Raw genomic sequence first — 17,586 nt, 5'->3', positions numbered from 1 at the left:
ACTATGGAAGACATGCTGATTTCCCACGGCATCTACAACCTGATCATCTTCGTGCTGGCGATCTATGTCGGCTATCACGTGGTCTGGAATGTCACTCCCGCGCTGCACACGCCACTGATGGCCGTGACCAACGCCATTTCCGCGATCGTCATCGTCGGCGCCATGCTCGCAGCCGCCCTGACCGTGACGCCAGCCGGCAAAGTGATGGGCACACTGGCCGTGGCTTTGGCTGCGGTCAATGTGTTCGGCGGCTTCCTGGTCACTCGCCGCATGCTGGAAATGTTCAAGAAGAAAACCAAGAACGCGGGGCAGAAGCAACCATGAGCATGAATCTGGTCACCCTCCTTTATCTGGTCGCTTCGATCTGTTTCATCCAGGCACTCAAAGGCCTGTCGCACCCGACCACGTCGCGACGCGGCAACCTGTTCGGCATGATCGGCATGGCGATCGCCACGCTGACCACCATCGGCCTGATCTACAAGCTGGCCGCGCTCTCGGTGGGCAACGGCGGCGCCACGGCAGGCATCGGCTACGTGCTCGTCGGCCTGCTGATTGGCGGCAGCGCGGGCGCGATCATGGCCAAGCGCGTGGAAATGACCAAGATGCCCGAACTGGTCGCCTTCATGCACAGCATGATCGGCCTGGCTGCGGTCTTCATCGCGATCGCTGCAGTGCTGGAACCGCAGTCGCTGGGCATCGTCGCGCTCATCAGCGATCCGATCCCGACCGGCAACCGGCTCGAACTGTTCCTCGGCGCCGCCATCGGCGCTATCACCTTCTCCGGCTCGGTCATCGCCTTTGGCAAGCTGTCGGGCAAGTACAAGTTCCGCCTTTTCCAAGGCGCTCCGGTCCAGTTCGCAGGCCAGCACAAGCTGAACCTGATCCTGGGTATCACGACACTGGCCCTGGGCCTGCTGTTCACCTTCACCGGCCATTACAGCGCGTTCACCCTGATGCTGGTGCTGGCCTTCATCATGGGCGTGCTGATCATCATCCCCATCGGCGGCGCCGACATGCCGGTGGTGGTTTCGATGCTCAACAGTTACTCGGGCTGGGCGGCGGCGGGTATCGGCTTCTCGCTGAACAACTCGATGCTGATCATCGCCGGCTCCCTGGTCGGCTCCAGCGGCGCGATTCTGTCGTACATCATGTGCAAGGCCATGAACCGCTCGTTCTTCAATGTCATTCTCGGTGGCTTCGGTGGCGATGCCGGTGCCGGCGCCTCGGCGGGCACTCAGGAACAGCGCCCGGTGAAATCCGGCTCGGCCGATGACGCGACCTTCCTGTTGAGCAACGCCGACAGCGTGATCATCGTCCCCGGCTACGGCCTGGCGGTAGCGCGCGCGCAGCATGCGCTGAAGGAACTGACGGAGAAGCTGACGCACAACGGCGTGACCGTGAAGTACGCCATCCACCCGGTGGCGGGGCGCATGCCTGGCCATATGAACGTGCTCCTGGCCGAGGCAGAAGTCCCCTATGACCAGGTCTTCGAAATGGAAGACATCAACGCCGAGTTCGGGCAAGCCGACGTGGTGCTGGTGCTTGGCGCCAACGACGTGGTCAACCCGGCGGCGAAGAACGATCCCAAGTCGCCAATCGCCGGCATGCCGATTCTCGAGGCCTTCAAGGCCAAGACCATCATCGTCAACAAGCGCTCCATGGCCAGCGGCTATGCCGGGCTCGACAACGAATTGTTCTACCTGGACAAGACCATGATGGTGTTCGGTGACGCGAAGAAGGTCATCGAAGACATGGTCAAGGCCGTGGAGTAGCACTTTTCCTGCTGAACCGAGCGACATGAAGAAGGCCCCAGGAAGATCTTTCCTGGGGCCTTGTCGTTTTGCTGATCCAGATCAACGGCTCTACGACCGGGCTTCTCATACGACCATGGTCGCGGGACGGCCCCGGGCGAAATCACTAGACTGCGCTGCAGTAGCCAAGTAGCCCGAGATGACACCCCATGTACCGTGATCGTATCCGCTTGTCCTCCCTGCACAGCAAGGTAATGAGTGCGGCCGATGCCGCTGGCCTGATCGAGGACGGCATGACCGTCGGCATGAGCGGCTTCACCCGCGCCGGCGAAGCCAAGGCCGTGCCCCACGCCCTGGCCGAACGGGCGAAAAAATCGCCACTGAAGATCAGCCTGATGACCGGCGCCAGCCTGGGCAACGACCTGGACAAGCAACTGACCGAGGCCGGCGTGCTGGCCCGGCGCATGCCGTTCCAGGTCGACAGCACGTTGCGCAAGGCGATCAACGACGGCCAGGTGATGTTCATCGACCAGCACCTGTCCGAAACCGTGGAGCAGTTGCGCAACAAGCAACTGACGCTACCGGACATCGCGGTCATCGAAGCCGTCGCAATCACTGAACAAGGTCACATCGTGCCGACCACCTCGGTGGGCAATTCGGCCAGCTTCGCGATCTTCGCCAAGCACGTCATCATCGAGATCAACCTGTCGCACAACCCCAATCTCGAAGGCTTGCACGACATCTATATTCCTACCTATCGTCCAACCCGCACGCCGATCCCGCTGGTCAAGGTCGATGACCGCATCGGCAGCACCGCTATCCCGATCGATCCGGCGAAGATCGTCGGCATCGTCATCAGCGACCAGCCCGACTCGCCCTCCACCGTGCTGCCGCCGGATCACGAGACCCAGGGCATCGCCAATCACCTGATCGACTTCCTAAAGCGCGAAGTGGCCGCCGGGCGCATGAGCAACAGCCTCGGCCCATTGCAGGCTGGCATCGGCAGCATTGCCAACGCAGTGATGTGCGGGCTGATCGAATCGCCGTTCGAAGACCTGACCATGTACTCCGAAGTGCTGCAGGACTCGACCTTCGAGCTGATCGACGCAGGCAAACTGCGCTTCGCCTCGGGCAGCTCGATCACCCTGTCGAGCCGGCGCAACGCCGACGTGTTCGGCAACCTGGAACGCTACAAAGACAAGCTCGTGCTGCGTCCTCAGGAAATTTCCAACCACCCCGAAGTAGTCCGTCGCCTGGGCATCATCGGTATCAACACGGCGCTGGAGTTCGACATCTACGGCAACGTCAACTCCACCCATGTCTGCGGCACGCGGATGATGAATGGCATCGGCGGCTCCGGTGACTTCGCCCGTAACGCGCATCTGTCGGTGTTCGTCACCAAGTCGATCGCCAAAGGCGGGGCGATCTCCAGCGTGGTACCGATGGTCAGCCATGTCGATCATACCGAGCATGACGTCGACATCCTGGTCACCGAACAAGGGCTTGCCGACCTGCGCGGCCTGGCACCGCGCGAGCGCGCCCGGGTCATCATCGACAATTGCGTGCACCCTGACTACCGCGCGGCGCTGAACGACTACTTCGAACGGGCCTGCGCGCGCGGTGGGCATACGCCGCACATTCTGCGCGAGGCGCTGAGCTGGCACGAAAACCTGGAAGAGAACGGGCGGATGCTGGCAGGCTGATCAGAACGCTTTCCAGCGATGGTCATCGCGGACGCACTCTGCGGTGACCGGCATAAAACAGTTGGCCCAAGTCAGACGAATAAAACTGTACTACTGTATTGCAATAACCCCCGCCCATACTCACTAAAAAGACTTAACCCCTCCAAATTCGCACCACAATGGCGCACACCAATACAGTTGCGCCAATTTTGAGTGCAACAGTGCCCACAAACAGTTAACTGAGCCCACTCAATACTGTTGAACTGTATCTACTGTACTGGACAAGACGAGAGGATCATTGGCACCAGTTAAATCACTATCTAGTCCCGCCATAAGCGGAAGGATGACACATCATGGAACGTACCCTCAGTTCCGGTCTGGTTTTCGACAACAACACTGAATCCAAAGCCTCGGCGCCACTGCGCGTCGTTTCGACCCTGCTGCTGTGGCAACGCCGCATCGCCAGTCGTCGTCAACTCGCTCGCCTGGATGCACGCCTGCTCGCTGATGCGGGTATCAGCGAATCGCAGCGCTACCAAGAGCTGAGCAAGCCTTTCTGGCGCTAAGCGCTGGTGTGCCGACACTGATCGGCACTGCATTCTTGAAAACCCGTCACAGGCAACTGTGACGGGTTTTTTATTGGGAATGGTAAAACCGTGCTGAACAGGTACAGTTCGAATGAAATCCGAAATAACCGAAACAGTTTGAAGCGACCTTCCCTTAACATCCTGAAACAATGCCCCGTGGTACGCTTGCGTCACCCGCCTGTTAGCGTGTCCGCGCGTGTCAGTGTGCCCACAGGTATCCTGTGCGGTCCCGCAAGCGTCCGAGTAACCAGAACCGTCCCTTCGCAGGAGCACCATCCATGTCCCGTAAATCCCTGTTCGGCGCAGCCCTGCTGCTGGCCCTGACCAGCACCGCCCAGGCCAGCAGCTTCGTGGTCACCACCGATACCGTTGTTCGCGGGGTCGCAGCGTCCACCGACGCCACCTCTGACGCCAGCTCGTCGCTGCGTGACAAGAAAATCGTCGAAGCCGCACGCGACGACGCCGCCAGCTTCGTCGGCAGTCAGGGCGCCATTCGCGGCGCCAAGCTGGAAAGCGCCTTTGCCCACATCCGCGAGCAGGTGCCGACGCTGCAAGCGAGCGATGCACAATTGGCCCAGGCCATCCTGGCCTATTGATTACGCCTTCAGGTTCGCGCAGTCGGCGTTACACACCGACTGCACTGCAAGCCTCGCCCAGCCGACAGAACGTTAAGCCCATGCGTTACCTGATAACCCTGCTGCTTGCCTTCGCCAGTGTGGGAAGCGTCCACGCCATGGACGTCACCACTCAGTTTCCAATCATGACCGGCTACGTCACCACCCAAGTGACCACCGCGCCGTTCGATCGCAAGATCGTCGGCATGGCCCGCGATGACGCCGCCACGTTCGTCGCCAGTGGCGGACAGATACGCAGCGCCCGTCTCCAGGCTGCGCTCGTCGAACTGCGCCGCCATCATTGGCTTGGCAATCACGACGACCTTGAACTGGCAGAGGCAATTCTCGTCCAATGATCACCCCTGACTCCTCGTATTCTTCGGAGATGCTCCATGCGTAAACCGCTGATCGCCGCCACCCTCGGCATGCTGCTGCTGGCCGACCTGGCCCAGGCACAGACCCTGGTGGCCACCAGCAACATCATCGTGCGTGCCTTTGGCCGCTCGATCGACTTCACCTCCGACACCACCACCTCGATCCGCGACTCCAAGGTCGTGCGCGAAGCCCGTGACGATGCGGCCAGCTTCGTCGCCAGCAACGGCGATATCCGCGGCGCTCAGCTCGAGGCGGCCTTCGACACCCTGCGCGACCGTGTGCCCGAGGCACGCGACGCCAGCGATCAGGTTCTGGCCGAAGCCATCCTCTCGCTGTGAAGCGCGCGCGTGCCTGGCTGCTCGGCTGCGCCCTGACGCTGCTCGGCACGCCCGCCCTGGCGGACCTGCGACTGGACTTGCAGACTCACGGTCTCGACGCTCACCAACGGCAAGCGTCCCAGGCCTTGCTCGATGAGGCCCTGTCCAAACTGCCGCCGACCTTCAAGCAGCGCCTGGATCGGCGAATTGACGTCAGCTGGAGCGACCGCATGCCGGCCGATGCCTACGGGCAGGCGTCGCCGGTAGCCAGCCTGGAACTCAATCGCCGCTTGCTGCCTGGTCTGGTCGACGGCAGCGCCGCCACTGAAAAGACCCAGCGCCCCCATGGCACGGTCCGCGAAGAACTGCTCGCCACCGTGCTCCACGAGCTGACCCACATCTATGACCGCGCACGCCTATGGCAAGGTGCGGAGCGCTCACGCATCGCCCGCTGCAAGCGGCAGTACACGACGCTCGGCGATATCGGCCTACCGCAGCAATGCCGTGGCGAGACCGAGCGCCGCTTCACCCTCAGCGACGACCCACGCTTGCTCGATCTGGCCGGCTGGCCACAATACGTAGGCCGTCGCGGCGAGCGCGAACAGCACAACGGCCAGTTGGTGCGCACGCCTGACGCCTACGAGTTGAGCAGCCCCAAGGAATTCATCGCGGTCAACATGGAGTACTTCCTCCTCGACCCGAGCTACGGCTGTCGCCGGCCAGCGCTGAACCAATACCTGCGCGAGCATTTCGCCTGGGCACCGGCGCAAGACACCTGCGCCCAAGGCCTGCCCTTCCTGAATGCCGGCAGCGACTTCGCCCGCGAGCCGCTGGGCGATATCGATCCCGAGCGCGTCTACCAGGTCGACTACCTGCTCGCCGAAGCCAACCAGAACTGGGTGAGCCGCTGGGGGCACAGCATGCTGCGGCTGGTGATCTGCGCCCCAGGTCGGCCACGCGGTCCGGACTGCCGCTTGGACCTGGACCGCCACCTGGTGCTTTCCTACCGTGCCTTCGTCAACGATGTGCAATTGTCCAGTTGGGACGGCCTGATCGGAGCCTACCCCTCGCGGCTGTTCGTGTTGCCGCTGGGCCAGGTCATCGACGAATACACCAAGACCGAACTGCGCAGCCTGTCGTCGGTGCCGCTCAAGCTTGATCGTCAGCAGATCGAGGACCTGGTGCGCCAGGCAGCGGAGATGCACTGGAGCTATGACGGCAACTACTACTTCCTGTCCAACAACTGTGCGGTGGAAACCCTAAAGCTGATGCGCAGCGGCACCGCCGATCCACGCTTGAGCGACCTCGATTCGATCATGCCCAACGGCTTGCTGGAAGTGCTCAAGGGCCGCGGCCTGGCCGATACCCACGTGCTCGACGATCCGCGCGAAGCCTTGCGCCTGGGCTATCGGTTCGACTCCTATCGAGACCGCTACCAGGCGATGTTCGAGGTGTTGAGAAAACAGCTCCCGATCCCGCAGACCGCCGTGGAGGACTGGCTTGCACAGGACGCCGAACAGCGTCGGCCCTGGTTCGCCCAGGCCAATCTGCGCACCAGCGCGGCCCTGCTACTGCTGGAGCAGGCCAGCCTGCGTCGCCAACTGCTACTGGCACAGGATGAGGTCAAGCAGCGTTATCTGAACGCGGCCGCATTAAAGGACGGCAGCATCGACAAAGCCAATGCGACTCTGCAGCAGATGCTCGCCAACAGCGGCTTCCTCAGCCGGCCGGCCGAATTGCTGGAGTCGCGGGGCTATGGTCTGCCGCAACCGCAAGAGCGCGCGCATCTGGAGAAAGTCAGCAGCGAGCGTCAGGCGCAATTGCTGCGCCTGAGCACCGATCTGGACAAGGAGGTGAGAGCACTGCTGGAGCCCGCGAGGGCCAAAGAAATTGCCGCTATCGAGACCAACGTCAAGCAGATCGGCGAACATCTGAGGGCGTTGCACAAGGCAGCCGGCGGTTTGCAGCTGCCTTGAACGTAGCGGTTACTTGATCGGACGCCAGATGAACGGGTAGCGATAGGCTTTGCCTTCGTTCGCGCGAACGCCGGCCAGAATGATCAGAATCAGCATCGCCACCGCGAGGATGGCGAGCAGCACGACACCGATCACCACGAACATCAGCAGGAAGCAGATGAACCCGGCCAGGGTGACGGTGATCTGGAAATTCAGCGCCTCCTTGCCTTGGGCATCGACGAAGGGGTCCGATTCGCGCTTCCAGAGCCACATCACCAACGGCCCGAGCAGATGTCCCAACGGCATCACCAGCCCGAGAAACGCACTGAAGTGACAGAACATCGCCCATTGCCGGGCTTCGGCGCTGACGGTTCCGATCGGTGGATTTGGCTCATTCATGGATCAATGGTCCTCTTGGGAAGCGCTCAGTCGGCCAGTGCGGCAGTTTGCAGATCGAAGATCTCGGTCATGCCCTTCTGGGCCAGTGCCAGCATGGCATTGAAGTCTTCAGGCTGGAACGGCGCGCCTTCGGCAGTGCCCTGCACTTCGATGAAGCCGCCCGCGCTGGTCATGACCACATTGAGGTCGGTCTCGGCGGCGGAATCTTCCAGATAGTCCAGGTCCAGCACCGCCTCGCCCTGGTACATGCCTACCGAGACAGCCGCGATCATGTGCTTGAGCGGGTTGCCGCCCTTAAGGCCGCCGCGCTTCTTGATCACCGCCAGCGCGTCGCACAGGGCGACCATGGCACCGGTGATCGACGCCGTGCGGGTACCGCCATCGGCCTGGATGACGTCGCAATCGACGTAGAGCGTGATATCGCCGAGCTTGCTCATGTCCAGCGCGGCGCGCAGGGAGCGGCCGATCAGGCGCTGGATCTCCAGGGTGCGACCACCCTGCTTGCCACGACTGGCCTCGCGCTGGTTCCGCTCGCCGGTCGAGCGCGGCAGCATGCCGTACTCGGCAGTCAGCCAGCCTTGGCCCTGACCTTTAAGGAAGCGCGGAACGCCGTTCTCGACGCTGACCGTGCAGATGACCTTGGTGTCACCGAACTCGACCAGTACCGACCCCTCGGCGTGTTTGGTGTAGTTGCGGGTGATGCGGATCGAGCGAAGCTGATCGGCGGCGCGACCACTTGGACGTTTCATCTGGGATACCTGTACTGGAATGCGAATCAGGCGGCCATTATAGGGCTGCTAAACGCACGAGGACATGCCTAATGTCTCGGGCGTGCCATCCGTCGACCTGTCTGCTCTGTCACCGGTGCGCGGCGCGGCGCGATTGGGCGCCGTCGCCGCACTGCGCTACAATCCTGCGCCTTGCAGCCGAAAGGCGCTCCGTCATCCCGAAATTCGCGAGGTTCTCCCCATGGTGCACAGCATGACCGCCTTTGCCCGCGTCGAGCGCGCCGGCAGCCAGGGCACCCTGAGCTGGGAGTTGCGCTCGGTCAACCACCGCTACCTGGAGCCGCACCTGCGTCTGCCCGAGGCCCTGCGCGATCTCGAAGGCGCGGTCCGCGAAGGCCTGCGCCAAGGGCTCTCGCGCGGCAAGGTCGAATGTACCCTGCGCCTGTGCGAAGAGAGCAGCGGCAAGCCACTGCAGGTCGATCGCGAGCGCGCCGCGCAACTGGTCGCCGCCGCTGAAACCGTGGCCGGGCTCATCAACCAGCCGGCACCGCTCAACCCCCTCGAAGTGCTGGCCTGGCCCGGTGTACTGGTGGCCGATGCCGCCGACCCGCAGGCGCTGAACGCCGAGGCCCTGGCGCTGTTCGACGAAGCGCTTGCCGAGCTCAAAGCTGGCCGTCAGCGCGAAGGCCAGGAGCTGGCACGGCTGATCGACGAACGCCTGGAGGCCATGACCCACGAAGTGGCCACCCTGCGCGCGCTGGTGCCGCAGATGCTGGCTGCGCAACGCCAGCGTATTCTTGACCGCTTCGCCGATATGCAGGCCGAGCTCGAGCCCCAGCGCCTGGAGCAGGAGATGGTGCTGTTGGCGCAGAAGAGCGACGTGGCCGAAGAGCTCGACCGCCTGAGCACCCATGTCACCGAAGTACGCCGGGTGCTCAAGTCCGGCGGTGCGGCCGGACGGCGGCTTGACTTCCTGATGCAGGAGCTCAATCGCGAAGCCAATACCCTCGGCTCCAAGGCCTTCGACCCGCGCAGCACCCAGGCGGCCGTCAATCTGAAGGTGCTGATCGAACAGATGCGTGAACAAGTACAGAACATCGAGTAAGGCTAACCCGACCATGACCCACACCAGCGGCACCCTCTACATCGTCTCGGCCCCTTCGGGCGCCGGCAAGACCAGCCTGGTCAACGCCCTCAGGCAACAGGACACGCAGATCCGCGTCTCGGTGTCCCACACCACGCGGGCCATGCGTCCCGGCGAGGCCCACGGCGTGAACTACCACTTCGTGGACCACGACGCCTTCAAGACGCTGATCGCCCAGGACGACTTCCTCGAACACGCCGAGGTGTTCGGCAACTTCTACGGCACCTCGCGCAGCGCACTGCAGGCAACCCTCGCCCAAGGCTTCGACCTGATCCTGGAGATCGACTGGCAGGGCGCTCAGCAGGTACGCAAGCTGATGCCCGAAGCGCTGTCGATCTTCATTCTGCCGCCCAGCCGAGAGGCACTGCGTCAGCGTCTGGACGGCCGCGGCCAGGACAGCGAGGACATCATCGCCGGCCGCATGAAGGAAGCAGTCAGCGAGATGGTGCATTACGCCGAGTTCGACTATGTCATCGTCAACGACGATTTCGCCCACGCGCTGGACGATCTGCAATCGGTGTTCCGGGCCAACCGCCTGTTGCTCAAGAAACAGCAACAGCGCCATGCGGCGCTGCTCGAGCAGTTGGTCGGCTGAAGACATCGGGGGCGCTCGGCGCCCCCTGGGTCATTCCTGCAATTGCAGCTTGGCCTGCTGCTGCAAGGTCGCGCCGAGGAAGAACGCCGGCGCTCGCAGCCGCGACAGCATCATCAGCACGATGCCCAGTACCGAGATGATCGCCGCGATCACGAACACCAGCCCCAGCCCGCCCACGTGCGAGCCGCTGCCGAAGTCCGGCGACGCGCTGTCGAGCGCGGTGCGCACGAAGATCACCGACAAGATCACACCGCCCACCAGCGGGCACACGCCGCGCATGAAGAAGTGGCGCAGGCGGTCGAACAGGCTGCTGCGGAAATACCAGACGCAGGCGAAGGCCGTCAGCGAGTAGTAGAAACAGATCATCATGCCCAGTGCGGTGATGGTGTCGGCCAGCACGTTTTCGCTCAAGGTGCGCATGGTCACGTAGAACACCGCCGCCGCCAGCCCAGCGCAGACGGTCGCGTAACGCGGTGTCTGCGAGCGCGGACAGACACTGGCGAAGCGCTGCGGCACCGCGCCGTAATAGCCCATGGCAAGCAGCGTGCGCGCCGGCGAGACGAAGGTCGACTGCAACGAGGCCGCCGTACTGGCCAGCACGGCGATCGACATCAGGATCGCCAGCGGCCCCATCACCGGGCCGGCCAAGTGGGCGAAAACGTTCTCCTGGATACGCGGATTACCCAGCCCCAGACCACTGTCGCTGATGCCGGCGAACTGCAACGTGGCGATGGCAGTGAACAGGTACAGCCCCAATATCAGCAGCACGGTCCAGGTGGCAGCTTTGCCAGGCACCTCATCGCTGCCGACCGACTCTTCGCTGACGGTCAGGCACACGTCCCACCCCCAGAAGATGAAGATCGACAACGACAGCCCGGCCGCGAAGGCCGAGAACGACTCGACACCGAAAGGGTTGAACCAGGCGAAGTCGAATTCCAACGGCGGCGGTGCGGTGGTTTCGCCGAACGCGGCAAAACCGAAGCCCACCAGCACCAGCAGTTGCAAGGCGACCAGACCGTATTGCACGGTCATGGTGGTGCCCATGCCTCGGCAACAGATCCACACCGCCAAGGCGATGAAGGCGCAACAGGTGCTGACGTTGATCAGCAAGTTGTCTGCCAGCGCGGCAAGCTCATGGTGGCTGCTGATCTGGCCAATGAACAGGTAGAAGAAATCAACCGCGACGCCCGCCAGGTTCGACAACACGATGGTGGTCGCCACCACCAACCCCCAACCGCCGATCCAGCCGATCATCGGACCGAACGCGCGGGCTGACCAGGTGAAGGAGGTGCCGCTGTCGGGCTCGGCGGCGTTGAGCTCGCGGTAGCCCAACGCGACCAGCAGCATCGGCAGGAAACCGACGATGAACACCGCGGGGAGATGGGCGCCGACTTCGCGCACGGTCGGGCCGAGCGCGCCGGTCAGGGTGTAGACCGGCGCGATGGTGGAAATGCCCAGCACGACGCTGGCCAGCAGGCCCAGGCGGCCTTTGGCCAGGCCCTTGCCTGGGGCTTGGGCGGTACTGCCTGCATCGGCGGCCGCATCGGGAGGGCGGCCGGTTTCTGTGTATTCGCTCATGAGTATTTGCCGTTGCTATTGGTATTGTTTTTTCACAGACCTTGCGCGCAAGGCCCGCTTCCACTCATTGAAAGCTTGCTGCTGGGGTGAGTCGTCCGCGACCTTGGGGCCGCGTCAGAATGCCTTCTAACGCGCGCCCTCCCCTGCAGCATGGGCGATACAGGCCTCGCGAAACGCCTGAAACAGACGTAGGGAGACCGGGTTTTCGGCGAGCTGCCATTCCGGGTGCCACTGCACGCCGAGGACGAACCCCGGTGCGCCCGGCATCGATACCGCTTCGATCAAGCCATCCGGCGCCCGCGCTTCGACTCGCAGGCCGCACGCCAAACGGTCGATACCTTGACTGTGCAGCGAGTTGACCTCGAACTGCGCCGCCAGGCCCAGGCGCTCGAACAGGCCGCCCGGCGCACTGTCGACCCGATGCCGGGGGCCATACTGCACCTGCAGCGGCGCCTCCTCGGGCTCGCGGTGGTCCAGATGGCCGGGCAACGCATGCACACGCGGGTGCAAGGTTCCGCCCAAGGCCACGTTGAGCTCCTGGAAGCCCCGGCAAATGCACAGCACCGGCACGCCTGCGGCAATCGCCGACTGCAGCAACGGCAGCGTCAAACGATCGCGCGCAGCGTCATGCCGGGTGCCGACCGCGCTGGGGGCGCCATTGTAATGATGCGGCTCGACATTTGAAGGCGAGCCGGTGAAAAGAATGCCGTTCAGGTGCGCCAGCAGCGCATGCGGCTCGTCGGGGGTATCGCGGGCCGGCAGGATCAGCGGCAGCCCCGCAAAGGCTGCGGCCTCGACGTACTTGGCGCCTACCGTGTGCGAAGAGTTCCGGCCGACCTGCTGGCGGCAGGCGCTGACGCCGATCAGGGGCGGCTTGCGAGTGCTCATGGACGTGCCTTGTCGGCAGGCATCATGTCGCGGAAACGGGGGCACGAGAAGACCGACGTCATGGCTGTACATCCTGTGATCAAAAGCGACGATTCAGGGATAGGAGGACGCCTGGAAGGCGACGAGGGTTGCGCTGGTTGTTGTTCTAACGACCCCATTCGAGGGGCATTGCGTTGCGCGGCGCCACATTGATTCACGCCAGTCGTTGCACTATAAAGTGGGCTCCAATGCAACAGACATTGGCAGACCAGCAAGCAGAGCGTGCAACCATGCAATATCAAATCTCTCATGCCGATCTGGCCCTGGTGCTGGCGCTGGAGCGCGGTCGCTCGCTGGCAAAAGCAGCGGAGCTGCTCAAGGTCGATGTTTCCACGGTGTTTCGCTCCATCCGTCGACTGGAATCGGCGCTGGGGACTGCGTTGTTCGTCAAGAGCCGCAAGGGTTATCTGCCGACCGACACTGCCCAGGCCCTGGCCGAGCAGGCCGAACGTGCCGAACAAGCGCTCGATGCGGCGCGAATCGCGCTGACCAGCGGCGAACAGGTGGTCAGCGGCACCGTGCGACTGACCTGTACGGAAGCGGTGCTGCACAGTCTGCTGCTACCGGCGCTGGTCGAGTTCATGCCCAACTACCCGGCACTCTCGCTGGAGATGGGCACCTCCAATTCCTTCGCCAATCTGAGCCGTCGCGACGCCGACATCGCCCTGCGCTTGACCAACACGCCGCCGGAACATCTGGTCGGGCGTTGCTTGGGGTCGACCTCCTACGTGATCTGCGGCCACGCGGCGTTTCGCGAACGCCTGACCGAGTCGCCGAACAACGTGCCCTGGATCGCCCCGGACGACAGCATGCACGAACATCCCACGGTCATCTGGCGCACGCAGCACCACCCCGACCTCGTTCCGCGCTACCAATGCAGTGGCATGTCGACCATCGCCCAACTGGTCAGTAGCGGCATGGGCGTGGCCGCGCTGGCGGACTACATGGTCGACACCCTGCCCGGAGTCGAGGCCCTGAGCGGCCCGCTGCCAGGCTGCGACACCCAGTTATGGCTTCTCACCCGCCCAGACTGCCGGGCCCTGCGCTCGGTGCAGACCCTGTTCGAGGAACTGACGCCGCGGCTGCGTGACGCGATGCGTTGAGGCTGTTGTGTTCGCGGGGCGGGAGGCGTTATCGTCAGCGTCGTGCAAAAGGCCGTCTGCGGCGCCTGTTTCGTGGGCACTGCCCGGCGAAACCCGGGCGTGGAGCGAAACAGTCCTTCCCTATTGGCTGGTGATTTTTTAAACTATCGAGTCCGCCTGCCCATTCTGGGCTGTACGCCTAACGCATCTGCTACTGAGGAACACCATGGCCCGCGTAACTGTTGAAGACTGCCTGGAACACGTGGATAACCGCTTCGAGCTGGTCATGCTCTCGACCAAGCGCGCCCGCCAACTGGCCACCGGCGGCAAGGAACCACGCGTGGCGTGGGAAAACGACAAGCCGACCGTCGTTGCCCTGCGCGAAATCGCCGAAGGCATCGTGACCAATGAATTCATCGCCGCTGAAGAGATCGTCACCGAGGATCCGGTGTTCGCCGCGTTCGAGGACGAGAACAACGAGGCCGTCTGATTCATGCCCTGTCGACGTCGCGCGGCACCCGATCCTCTTCCTGTGCAAGAGGTGAAATCATGGCGGGTATAGAAGCCCTTGCCGAGCGGCTGTCGACCTACTTAGGTCCCGAACAGGTCAACCTGGTTCGCCGGGCCTATTTCTATGCCGAGCAGGCACACGATGGGCAGCGCCGCCGCAGTGGCGAGCCCTACGTGACCCACCCGCTGGCAGTGGCCAGCATTCTCGCCGACATGCACATGGACCATCAGAGCCTGATGGCAGCCATGTTGCACGACGTCATCGAAGACACCGGCATCGCCAAGGAAGCCCTCAGCCAGCAGTTCGGCGAGACCGTCGCCGAGTTGGTCGACGGGGTCAGCAAGCTGACCCAGATGAATTTCGAGACCAAAGCCGAAGCGCAGGCCGAAAACTTCCAGAAGATGGCCATGGCCATGGCCCGCGATATCCGTGTGATCCTGGTCAAGCTCGCCGACCGCCTGCACAACATGCGCACGCTTGAAGTGCTGTCCGGGGAAAAACGCCGGCGCATCGCCAAGGAAACCCTCGAGATCTACGCCCCCATCGCCAACCGCCTGGGCATGCACACCGTGCGCGTGGAATTCGAAGACCTGGGGTTCAAGGCCATGCACCCCATGCGCTCAGCGCTGATCCATCGAGCGGTCAAGAGTGCGCGCGGTAACCGCAAGGAAATCGTCGCCAAGATCGAAACCTCCCTGGCCAATTGCCTGGCAGCGGACGGCATCGCCGGCGAGGTCAGTGGGCGACAGAAGCACCTCTACGGTATCTACAAGAAGATGCGCGGCAAACGCCGCGCCTTCACCGAAATCATGGACGTGTACGCCTTCCGCATCGTGGTCGACAAGGTCGATACCTGCTATCGCGTACTGGGCGCTGTACACAATTTGTACAAACCCCTGCCGGGTCGCTTCAAGGACTACATTGCCATTCCCAAGGCCAACGGCTATCAGTCGTTGCATACCACGCTGTTCGGCATGCATGGTGTACCCATCGAGATCCAGATCCGCACCCGCGAAATGGAAGAGATGGCCAACAACGGCATCGCCGCACACTGGCTGTACAAGTCCAACGAGGATGAGCAGCCCAAGGGCAACCACGCCCGTGCCCGCCAGTGGGTCAAAGGCATTCTTGAGTTGCAGCAGCGGGCCGGCAACTCGCTGGAATTCATCGAGAGCGTGAAGATCGACCTGTTCCCCGACGAGGTCTACGTCTTCACCCCCAAAGGCCGGATCATGGAGCTGCCCAAAGGCTCCACGGCCGTCGACTTCGCCTACGCCGTGCACACCGACGTGGGCAACAGTTGTATCGCCTGCCGCATCAACCGTCGCCTGGCGCCGCTTTCCGAACCGCTGCAAAGTGGCTCGACGGTGGAGATCGTCAGCGCGCCCGGCGCGCGCCCGAACCCGGCCTGGCTCAACTTCGTGGTCACCGGCAAGGCCCGTACCCACATCCGTCATGCCCTCAAACAGCAACGCCGCTCCGAGTCGATCAATCTCGGCGAACGCCTGTTGAACAAAGTGCTCACCGGCTTCGACAGCAGCCTGGACAAGATCCCGAGCGAGCGCGTGCAGGCCATCCTCAGCGAATACCGCCTGGAATTGATCGAGGATTTGCTTGAGGACATCGGTCTGGGCAACCGCATGGCCTATGTGGTGGCCCGACGCCTGCTGTCCGCTGAGGGCGAGCAGTTGCCATCGCCCGAAGGGCCACTGGCAATCCGCGGTACCGAAGGCTTGGTGCTCAGCTACGCCAAGTGCTGCACACCGATTCCAGGTGACCCCATCGTGGGCCACCTGTCGGCAGGCAAAGGTATGGTCGTTCACTTGGAAGACTGCCGAAATATCAGCGAAATCCGACACAACCCGGAAAAGTGCTTGCAGCTCTCTTGGGCCAAGGACGTCACCGGCGAGTTCAATGTCGAACTGCGCGTCGAGCTGGAGCACCAGCGCGGCCTGATCGCGCTGCTGGCGAGCAGCGTCAATGCCGCCGACGGCAACATCGAGAAGATCAGCATGGATGAGCGCGACGGTCGCGTCAGCGTGGTCCAGCTGGTGGTCAGCGTGCGCGACCGCGTGCACCTGGCGCGCGTGATCAAGAAGCTGCGCACCCTGACCGGCGTGGTCCGCATTACCCGCACGCGTGCGTAGTCCGTCAACCGCAAGGAGTCAACATGACCAAGACCGTCATCAACAGCGACAAGGCCCCGGCCGCCATCGGCACCTACTCCCAGGCGATCAAGGCTGGCAATACCGTATACATGTCGGGGCAGATTCCGTTGGACCCCAAGACCATGGAACTGGTCGAAGGCTTCGAGGCCCAGACCGTGCAGGTCTTCGAGAACCTCAAGGCGGTCGCTGAAGCGGCTGGTGGGTCGTTCAAAGACATCGTCAAGCTGAACATCTTCCTCACCGACCTCAGCCACTTCGCCAAGGTCAATGAGGTCATGGGCCGTTACTTCGAGCAGCCCTACCCCGCGCGCGCCGCGATCGGCGTAGCAGCGCTGCCAAAAGGCTCGCAAGTCGAGATGGACGCCATCCTCGTCATCGAGTGATGCCCAAGCGGCAGGCACTCGCCTGCCGCTCCTCCTGCCTGAAGGTTCCCCTCATGCGTCATGCCCTGCCCCTCGCGCTGGCAGCCCTGATTCTGGGCGGCTGCGCCAGCCACAAACCCGAAGACTACAACGGTACTTGGATCAATCAGAAAGCGATCGATGCAGCGGCCAAGGGCGAGAGCCTACGCAATGCGCTGGCTAGCAATGGTCCGGTCTTCGAATGGAAGATCAATGTCGCCGGTCAACAGGCCAGCTACATGAATGGCGTGGAGACCGTCGATGGCCGCTTGCTCGCCAACGACAAGCAATGGCAAGCCACGTTCGAAGGCGGCCAAAGCGAACAGCTGAGCCTGAGCGGCAACGAGCTGCAAACGACCGACGCCAGCGGCACCCGCCAGACGTTCATACGCAGCACCTTGCCCGAAGCGGCCGATTCACCTGTAGGCAGCAGCTTCGAAAAGACGCTGTACCAGACCTACCTGGGCGGTGAGTGGACGATCACCGAAGGACCGGGCCAAGGCGCCAAGGTCCGCTTCGGCGATGACGGCAGCGTCACTGGCTTGCCGGCGCTTGACCGCTATGCGCTGTGCCTGGCCGGCGACTGCGCCACCATCGGCAATGGCAACGACAGCCTATGGCTCGAGCGCGATCAACAAGGCGGGCCTTGGATTTTCCGGCGCAGCCCCGACCGACTCGAGATCTTCCGCGCGATCAATCGTGCCCAGCCCGATGACATGCCACAGCTGGCACCTGGCCCGCGCCAGTGGGTACTTCAGCGCAACTAAGCGGC

Annotated in this window: 19 protein-coding genes; 15 read left to right on the top strand and 4 right to left on the bottom strand. The window is 63.0% G+C overall.

From position 1 onward, the window contains the following. Positions 1-3 precede the first annotated feature (3 nt). The 8 genes from NJ69_RS19660 to NJ69_RS19625 all read left to right on the top strand — a co-directional run bounded on the left by NJ69_RS19660 (position 4) and on the right by NJ69_RS19625 (position 7,302). On the top strand, positions 4-324 hold the full coding sequence (locus NJ69_RS19660; RefSeq protein WP_039582464.1) for an NAD(P) transhydrogenase subunit alpha: 321 nt from the start codon (positions 4-6) through the stop codon (positions 322-324). Further along, positions 321-1,772, top strand: coding sequence for an NAD(P)(+) transhydrogenase (Re/Si-specific) subunit beta (locus NJ69_RS19655; RefSeq protein ID WP_039582462.1), 1,452 nt, complete (start codon positions 321-323; stop codon positions 1,770-1,772). The genes NJ69_RS19660 and NJ69_RS19655 overlap by 4 nt, the downstream gene beginning before the upstream one ends. A gap of 188 nt (positions 1,773-1,960) precedes the next feature. Then, positions 1,961-3,454 carry an acetyl-CoA hydrolase/transferase family protein gene (locus NJ69_RS19650; RefSeq protein ID WP_039582460.1) on the top strand — a complete coding sequence of 498 codons (1,494 nt, stop codon included), beginning with the start codon at positions 1,961-1,963 and terminating at the stop codon, positions 3,452-3,454. Between the two features lie 332 nt (positions 3,455-3,786). Next, entirely contained in the window at positions 3,787-3,999 is a 213-nt protein-coding gene (locus NJ69_RS19645) for a DUF1127 domain-containing protein (RefSeq protein ID WP_029612296.1), read from the top strand. Between the two features lie 299 nt (positions 4,000-4,298). After that, positions 4,299-4,616: a DUF2388 domain-containing protein gene (locus tag NJ69_RS19640; protein WP_029612295.1), complete on the top strand. Its 318-nt coding sequence runs from the start codon at positions 4,299-4,301 to the stop codon at positions 4,614-4,616. Positions 4,617-4,696: 80 nt separating this feature from the next. Then, positions 4,697-4,990, top strand: coding sequence for a DUF2388 domain-containing protein (locus NJ69_RS19635; protein WP_029612293.1), 294 nt, complete (start codon positions 4,697-4,699; stop codon positions 4,988-4,990). A gap of 36 nt (positions 4,991-5,026) precedes the next feature. Beyond that, the gene (locus NJ69_RS19630; protein ID WP_029612292.1) at positions 5,027-5,347 is read left to right on the top strand and encodes a DUF2388 domain-containing protein; all 321 of its coding nucleotides are present in this window, start codon (positions 5,027-5,029) and stop codon (positions 5,345-5,347) included. Further along, positions 5,344-7,302, top strand: a complete 1,959-nt coding sequence (locus NJ69_RS19625; protein ID WP_039582459.1) for a DUF4105 domain-containing protein — start codon at positions 5,344-5,346, stop codon at positions 7,300-7,302. Before NJ69_RS19630 ends, NJ69_RS19625 begins: the two co-directional genes overlap by 4 nt. Before the next feature lie 9 nt (positions 7,303-7,311). Here the strand turns inward: NJ69_RS19625 and NJ69_RS19620 are convergent, their stop codons facing one another. Then, positions 7,312-7,680, bottom strand: coding sequence for a DUF4870 domain-containing protein (locus NJ69_RS19620; protein ID WP_029612291.1), 369 nt, complete (start codon positions 7,678-7,680; stop codon positions 7,312-7,314). Between the two features lie 26 nt (positions 7,681-7,706). Beyond that, positions 7,707-8,429: a ribonuclease PH gene (gene rph, locus NJ69_RS19615; protein ID WP_029612290.1), complete on the bottom strand. Its 723-nt coding sequence runs from the start codon at positions 8,427-8,429 to the stop codon at positions 7,707-7,709. Between the two features lie 220 nt (positions 8,430-8,649). On the opposite strand from rph, the gene NJ69_RS19610 reads away from it, so the two are divergent. Then, entirely contained in the window at positions 8,650-9,513 is an 864-nt protein-coding gene (locus NJ69_RS19610; protein ID WP_039582457.1) for a YicC/YloC family endoribonuclease, read from the top strand. A gap of 13 nt (positions 9,514-9,526) precedes the next feature. Continuing rightward, positions 9,527-10,147 (top strand): guanylate kinase, encoded by a 621-nt coding sequence (gene gmk / locus NJ69_RS19605; RefSeq protein ID WP_039582455.1) that lies wholly within the window; start codon positions 9,527-9,529, stop codon positions 10,145-10,147. Between the two features lie 30 nt (positions 10,148-10,177). On the opposite strand, the gene NJ69_RS19600 is transcribed toward gmk, so the two are convergent. Both NJ69_RS19600 and NJ69_RS19595 read right to left on the bottom strand, forming a co-directional pair. Then, the gene (locus NJ69_RS19600) at positions 10,178-11,725 is read right to left on the bottom strand and encodes an APC family permease (protein WP_039582454.1); all 1,548 of its coding nucleotides are present in this window, start codon (positions 11,723-11,725) and stop codon (positions 10,178-10,180) included. A gap of 126 nt (positions 11,726-11,851) precedes the next feature. After that, positions 11,852-12,613, bottom strand: coding sequence for a gamma-glutamyl-gamma-aminobutyrate hydrolase family protein (locus NJ69_RS19595; RefSeq protein ID WP_039582451.1), 762 nt, complete (start codon positions 12,611-12,613; stop codon positions 11,852-11,854). A 269-nt stretch (positions 12,614-12,882) separates the two neighbouring features. On the opposite strand from NJ69_RS19595, the gene NJ69_RS19590 reads away from it, so the two are divergent. The 5 genes from NJ69_RS19590 to NJ69_RS19570 all read left to right on the top strand — a co-directional run bounded on the left by NJ69_RS19590 (position 12,883) and on the right by NJ69_RS19570 (position 17,581). Further along, positions 12,883-13,755: a LysR family transcriptional regulator gene (locus NJ69_RS19590; RefSeq protein ID WP_029612284.1), complete on the top strand. Its 873-nt coding sequence runs from the start codon at positions 12,883-12,885 to the stop codon at positions 13,753-13,755. Positions 13,756-13,960: 205 nt separating this feature from the next. Further along, positions 13,961-14,224 carry a DNA-directed RNA polymerase subunit omega gene (gene rpoZ / locus NJ69_RS19585; protein WP_003253383.1) on the top strand — a complete coding sequence of 88 codons (264 nt, stop codon included), beginning with the start codon at positions 13,961-13,963 and terminating at the stop codon, positions 14,222-14,224. Between the two features lie 59 nt (positions 14,225-14,283). Further along, a complete protein-coding gene (gene spoT, locus NJ69_RS19580) occupies positions 14,284-16,392 on the top strand; it encodes a bifunctional GTP diphosphokinase/guanosine-3',5'-bis pyrophosphate 3'-pyrophosphohydrolase (RefSeq protein ID WP_029612282.1) in 2,109 nt (702 codons plus the stop codon). Between the two features lie 23 nt (positions 16,393-16,415). Beyond that, positions 16,416-16,796 carry a RidA family protein gene (locus NJ69_RS19575; protein WP_029612280.1) on the top strand — a complete coding sequence of 127 codons (381 nt, stop codon included), beginning with the start codon at positions 16,416-16,418 and terminating at the stop codon, positions 16,794-16,796. A 53-nt stretch (positions 16,797-16,849) separates the two neighbouring features. Further along, positions 16,850-17,581 (top strand): hypothetical protein, encoded by a 732-nt coding sequence (locus tag NJ69_RS19570; RefSeq protein ID WP_039582447.1) that lies wholly within the window; start codon positions 16,850-16,852, stop codon positions 17,579-17,581. Positions 17,582-17,586: the final 5 nt, after the last annotated feature.

The organism is Pseudomonas parafulva (assembly GCF_000800255.1).
Taxonomy (GTDB): Bacteria; Pseudomonadota; Gammaproteobacteria; order Pseudomonadales; family Pseudomonadaceae; genus Aquipseudomonas; species Aquipseudomonas boreofloridensis.
Note: the sequence above shows the minus strand (reverse complement) of the source record. Positions and strands in the feature narration are given on the sequence as shown.

Bases quoted from the DNA above. Each gene is read 5' to 3' on its own strand.
- gmk (WP_039582455.1), top strand. From the start codon at position 9,527: ATGACCCACACCAGCGGCACCCTCTACATCGTCTCGGCCCCTTCGGGC.
- NJ69_RS19610 (WP_039582457.1), top strand. From the start codon at position 8,650: ATGGTGCACAGCATGACCGCCTTTGCCCGCGTCGAGCGCGCCGGCAGC.
- spoT (WP_029612282.1), top strand. From the start codon at position 14,284: ATGGCGGGTATAGAAGCCCTTGCCGAGCGGCTGTCGACCTACTTAGGT.
- NJ69_RS19635 (WP_029612293.1), top strand. From the start codon at position 4,697: ATGCGTTACCTGATAACCCTGCTGCTTGCCTTCGCCAGTGTGGGAAGC.
- NJ69_RS19620 (WP_029612291.1), bottom strand. From the start codon at position 7,680: ATGAATGAGCCAAATCCACCGATCGGAACCGTCAGCGCCGAAGCCCGG.
- NJ69_RS19640 (WP_029612295.1), top strand. From the start codon at position 4,299: ATGTCCCGTAAATCCCTGTTCGGCGCAGCCCTGCTGCTGGCCCTGACC.
- NJ69_RS19655 (WP_039582462.1), top strand. From the start codon at position 321: ATGAGCATGAATCTGGTCACCCTCCTTTATCTGGTCGCTTCGATCTGT.
- NJ69_RS19575 (WP_029612280.1), top strand. From the start codon at position 16,416: ATGACCAAGACCGTCATCAACAGCGACAAGGCCCCGGCCGCCATCGGC.
- NJ69_RS19590 (WP_029612284.1), top strand. From the start codon at position 12,883: ATGCAATATCAAATCTCTCATGCCGATCTGGCCCTGGTGCTGGCGCTG.
- NJ69_RS19600 (WP_039582454.1), bottom strand. From the start codon at position 11,725: ATGAGCGAATACACAGAAACCGGCCGCCCTCCCGATGCGGCCGCCGAT.
- NJ69_RS19645 (WP_029612296.1), top strand. From the start codon at position 3,787: ATGGAACGTACCCTCAGTTCCGGTCTGGTTTTCGACAACAACACTGAA.
- NJ69_RS19630 (WP_029612292.1), top strand. From the start codon at position 5,027: ATGCGTAAACCGCTGATCGCCGCCACCCTCGGCATGCTGCTGCTGGCC.
- NJ69_RS19570 (WP_039582447.1), top strand. From the start codon at position 16,850: ATGCGTCATGCCCTGCCCCTCGCGCTGGCAGCCCTGATTCTGGGCGGC.
- NJ69_RS19650 (WP_039582460.1), top strand. From the start codon at position 1,961: ATGTACCGTGATCGTATCCGCTTGTCCTCCCTGCACAGCAAGGTAATG.
- rph (WP_029612290.1), bottom strand. From the start codon at position 8,429: ATGAAACGTCCAAGTGGTCGCGCCGCCGATCAGCTTCGCTCGATCCGC.
- NJ69_RS19595 (WP_039582451.1), bottom strand. From the start codon at position 12,613: ATGAGCACTCGCAAGCCGCCCCTGATCGGCGTCAGCGCCTGCCGCCAG.
- NJ69_RS19660 (WP_039582464.1), top strand. From the start codon at position 4: ATGGAAGACATGCTGATTTCCCACGGCATCTACAACCTGATCATCTTC.
- rpoZ (WP_003253383.1), top strand. From the start codon at position 13,961: ATGGCCCGCGTAACTGTTGAAGACTGCCTGGAACACGTGGATAACCGC.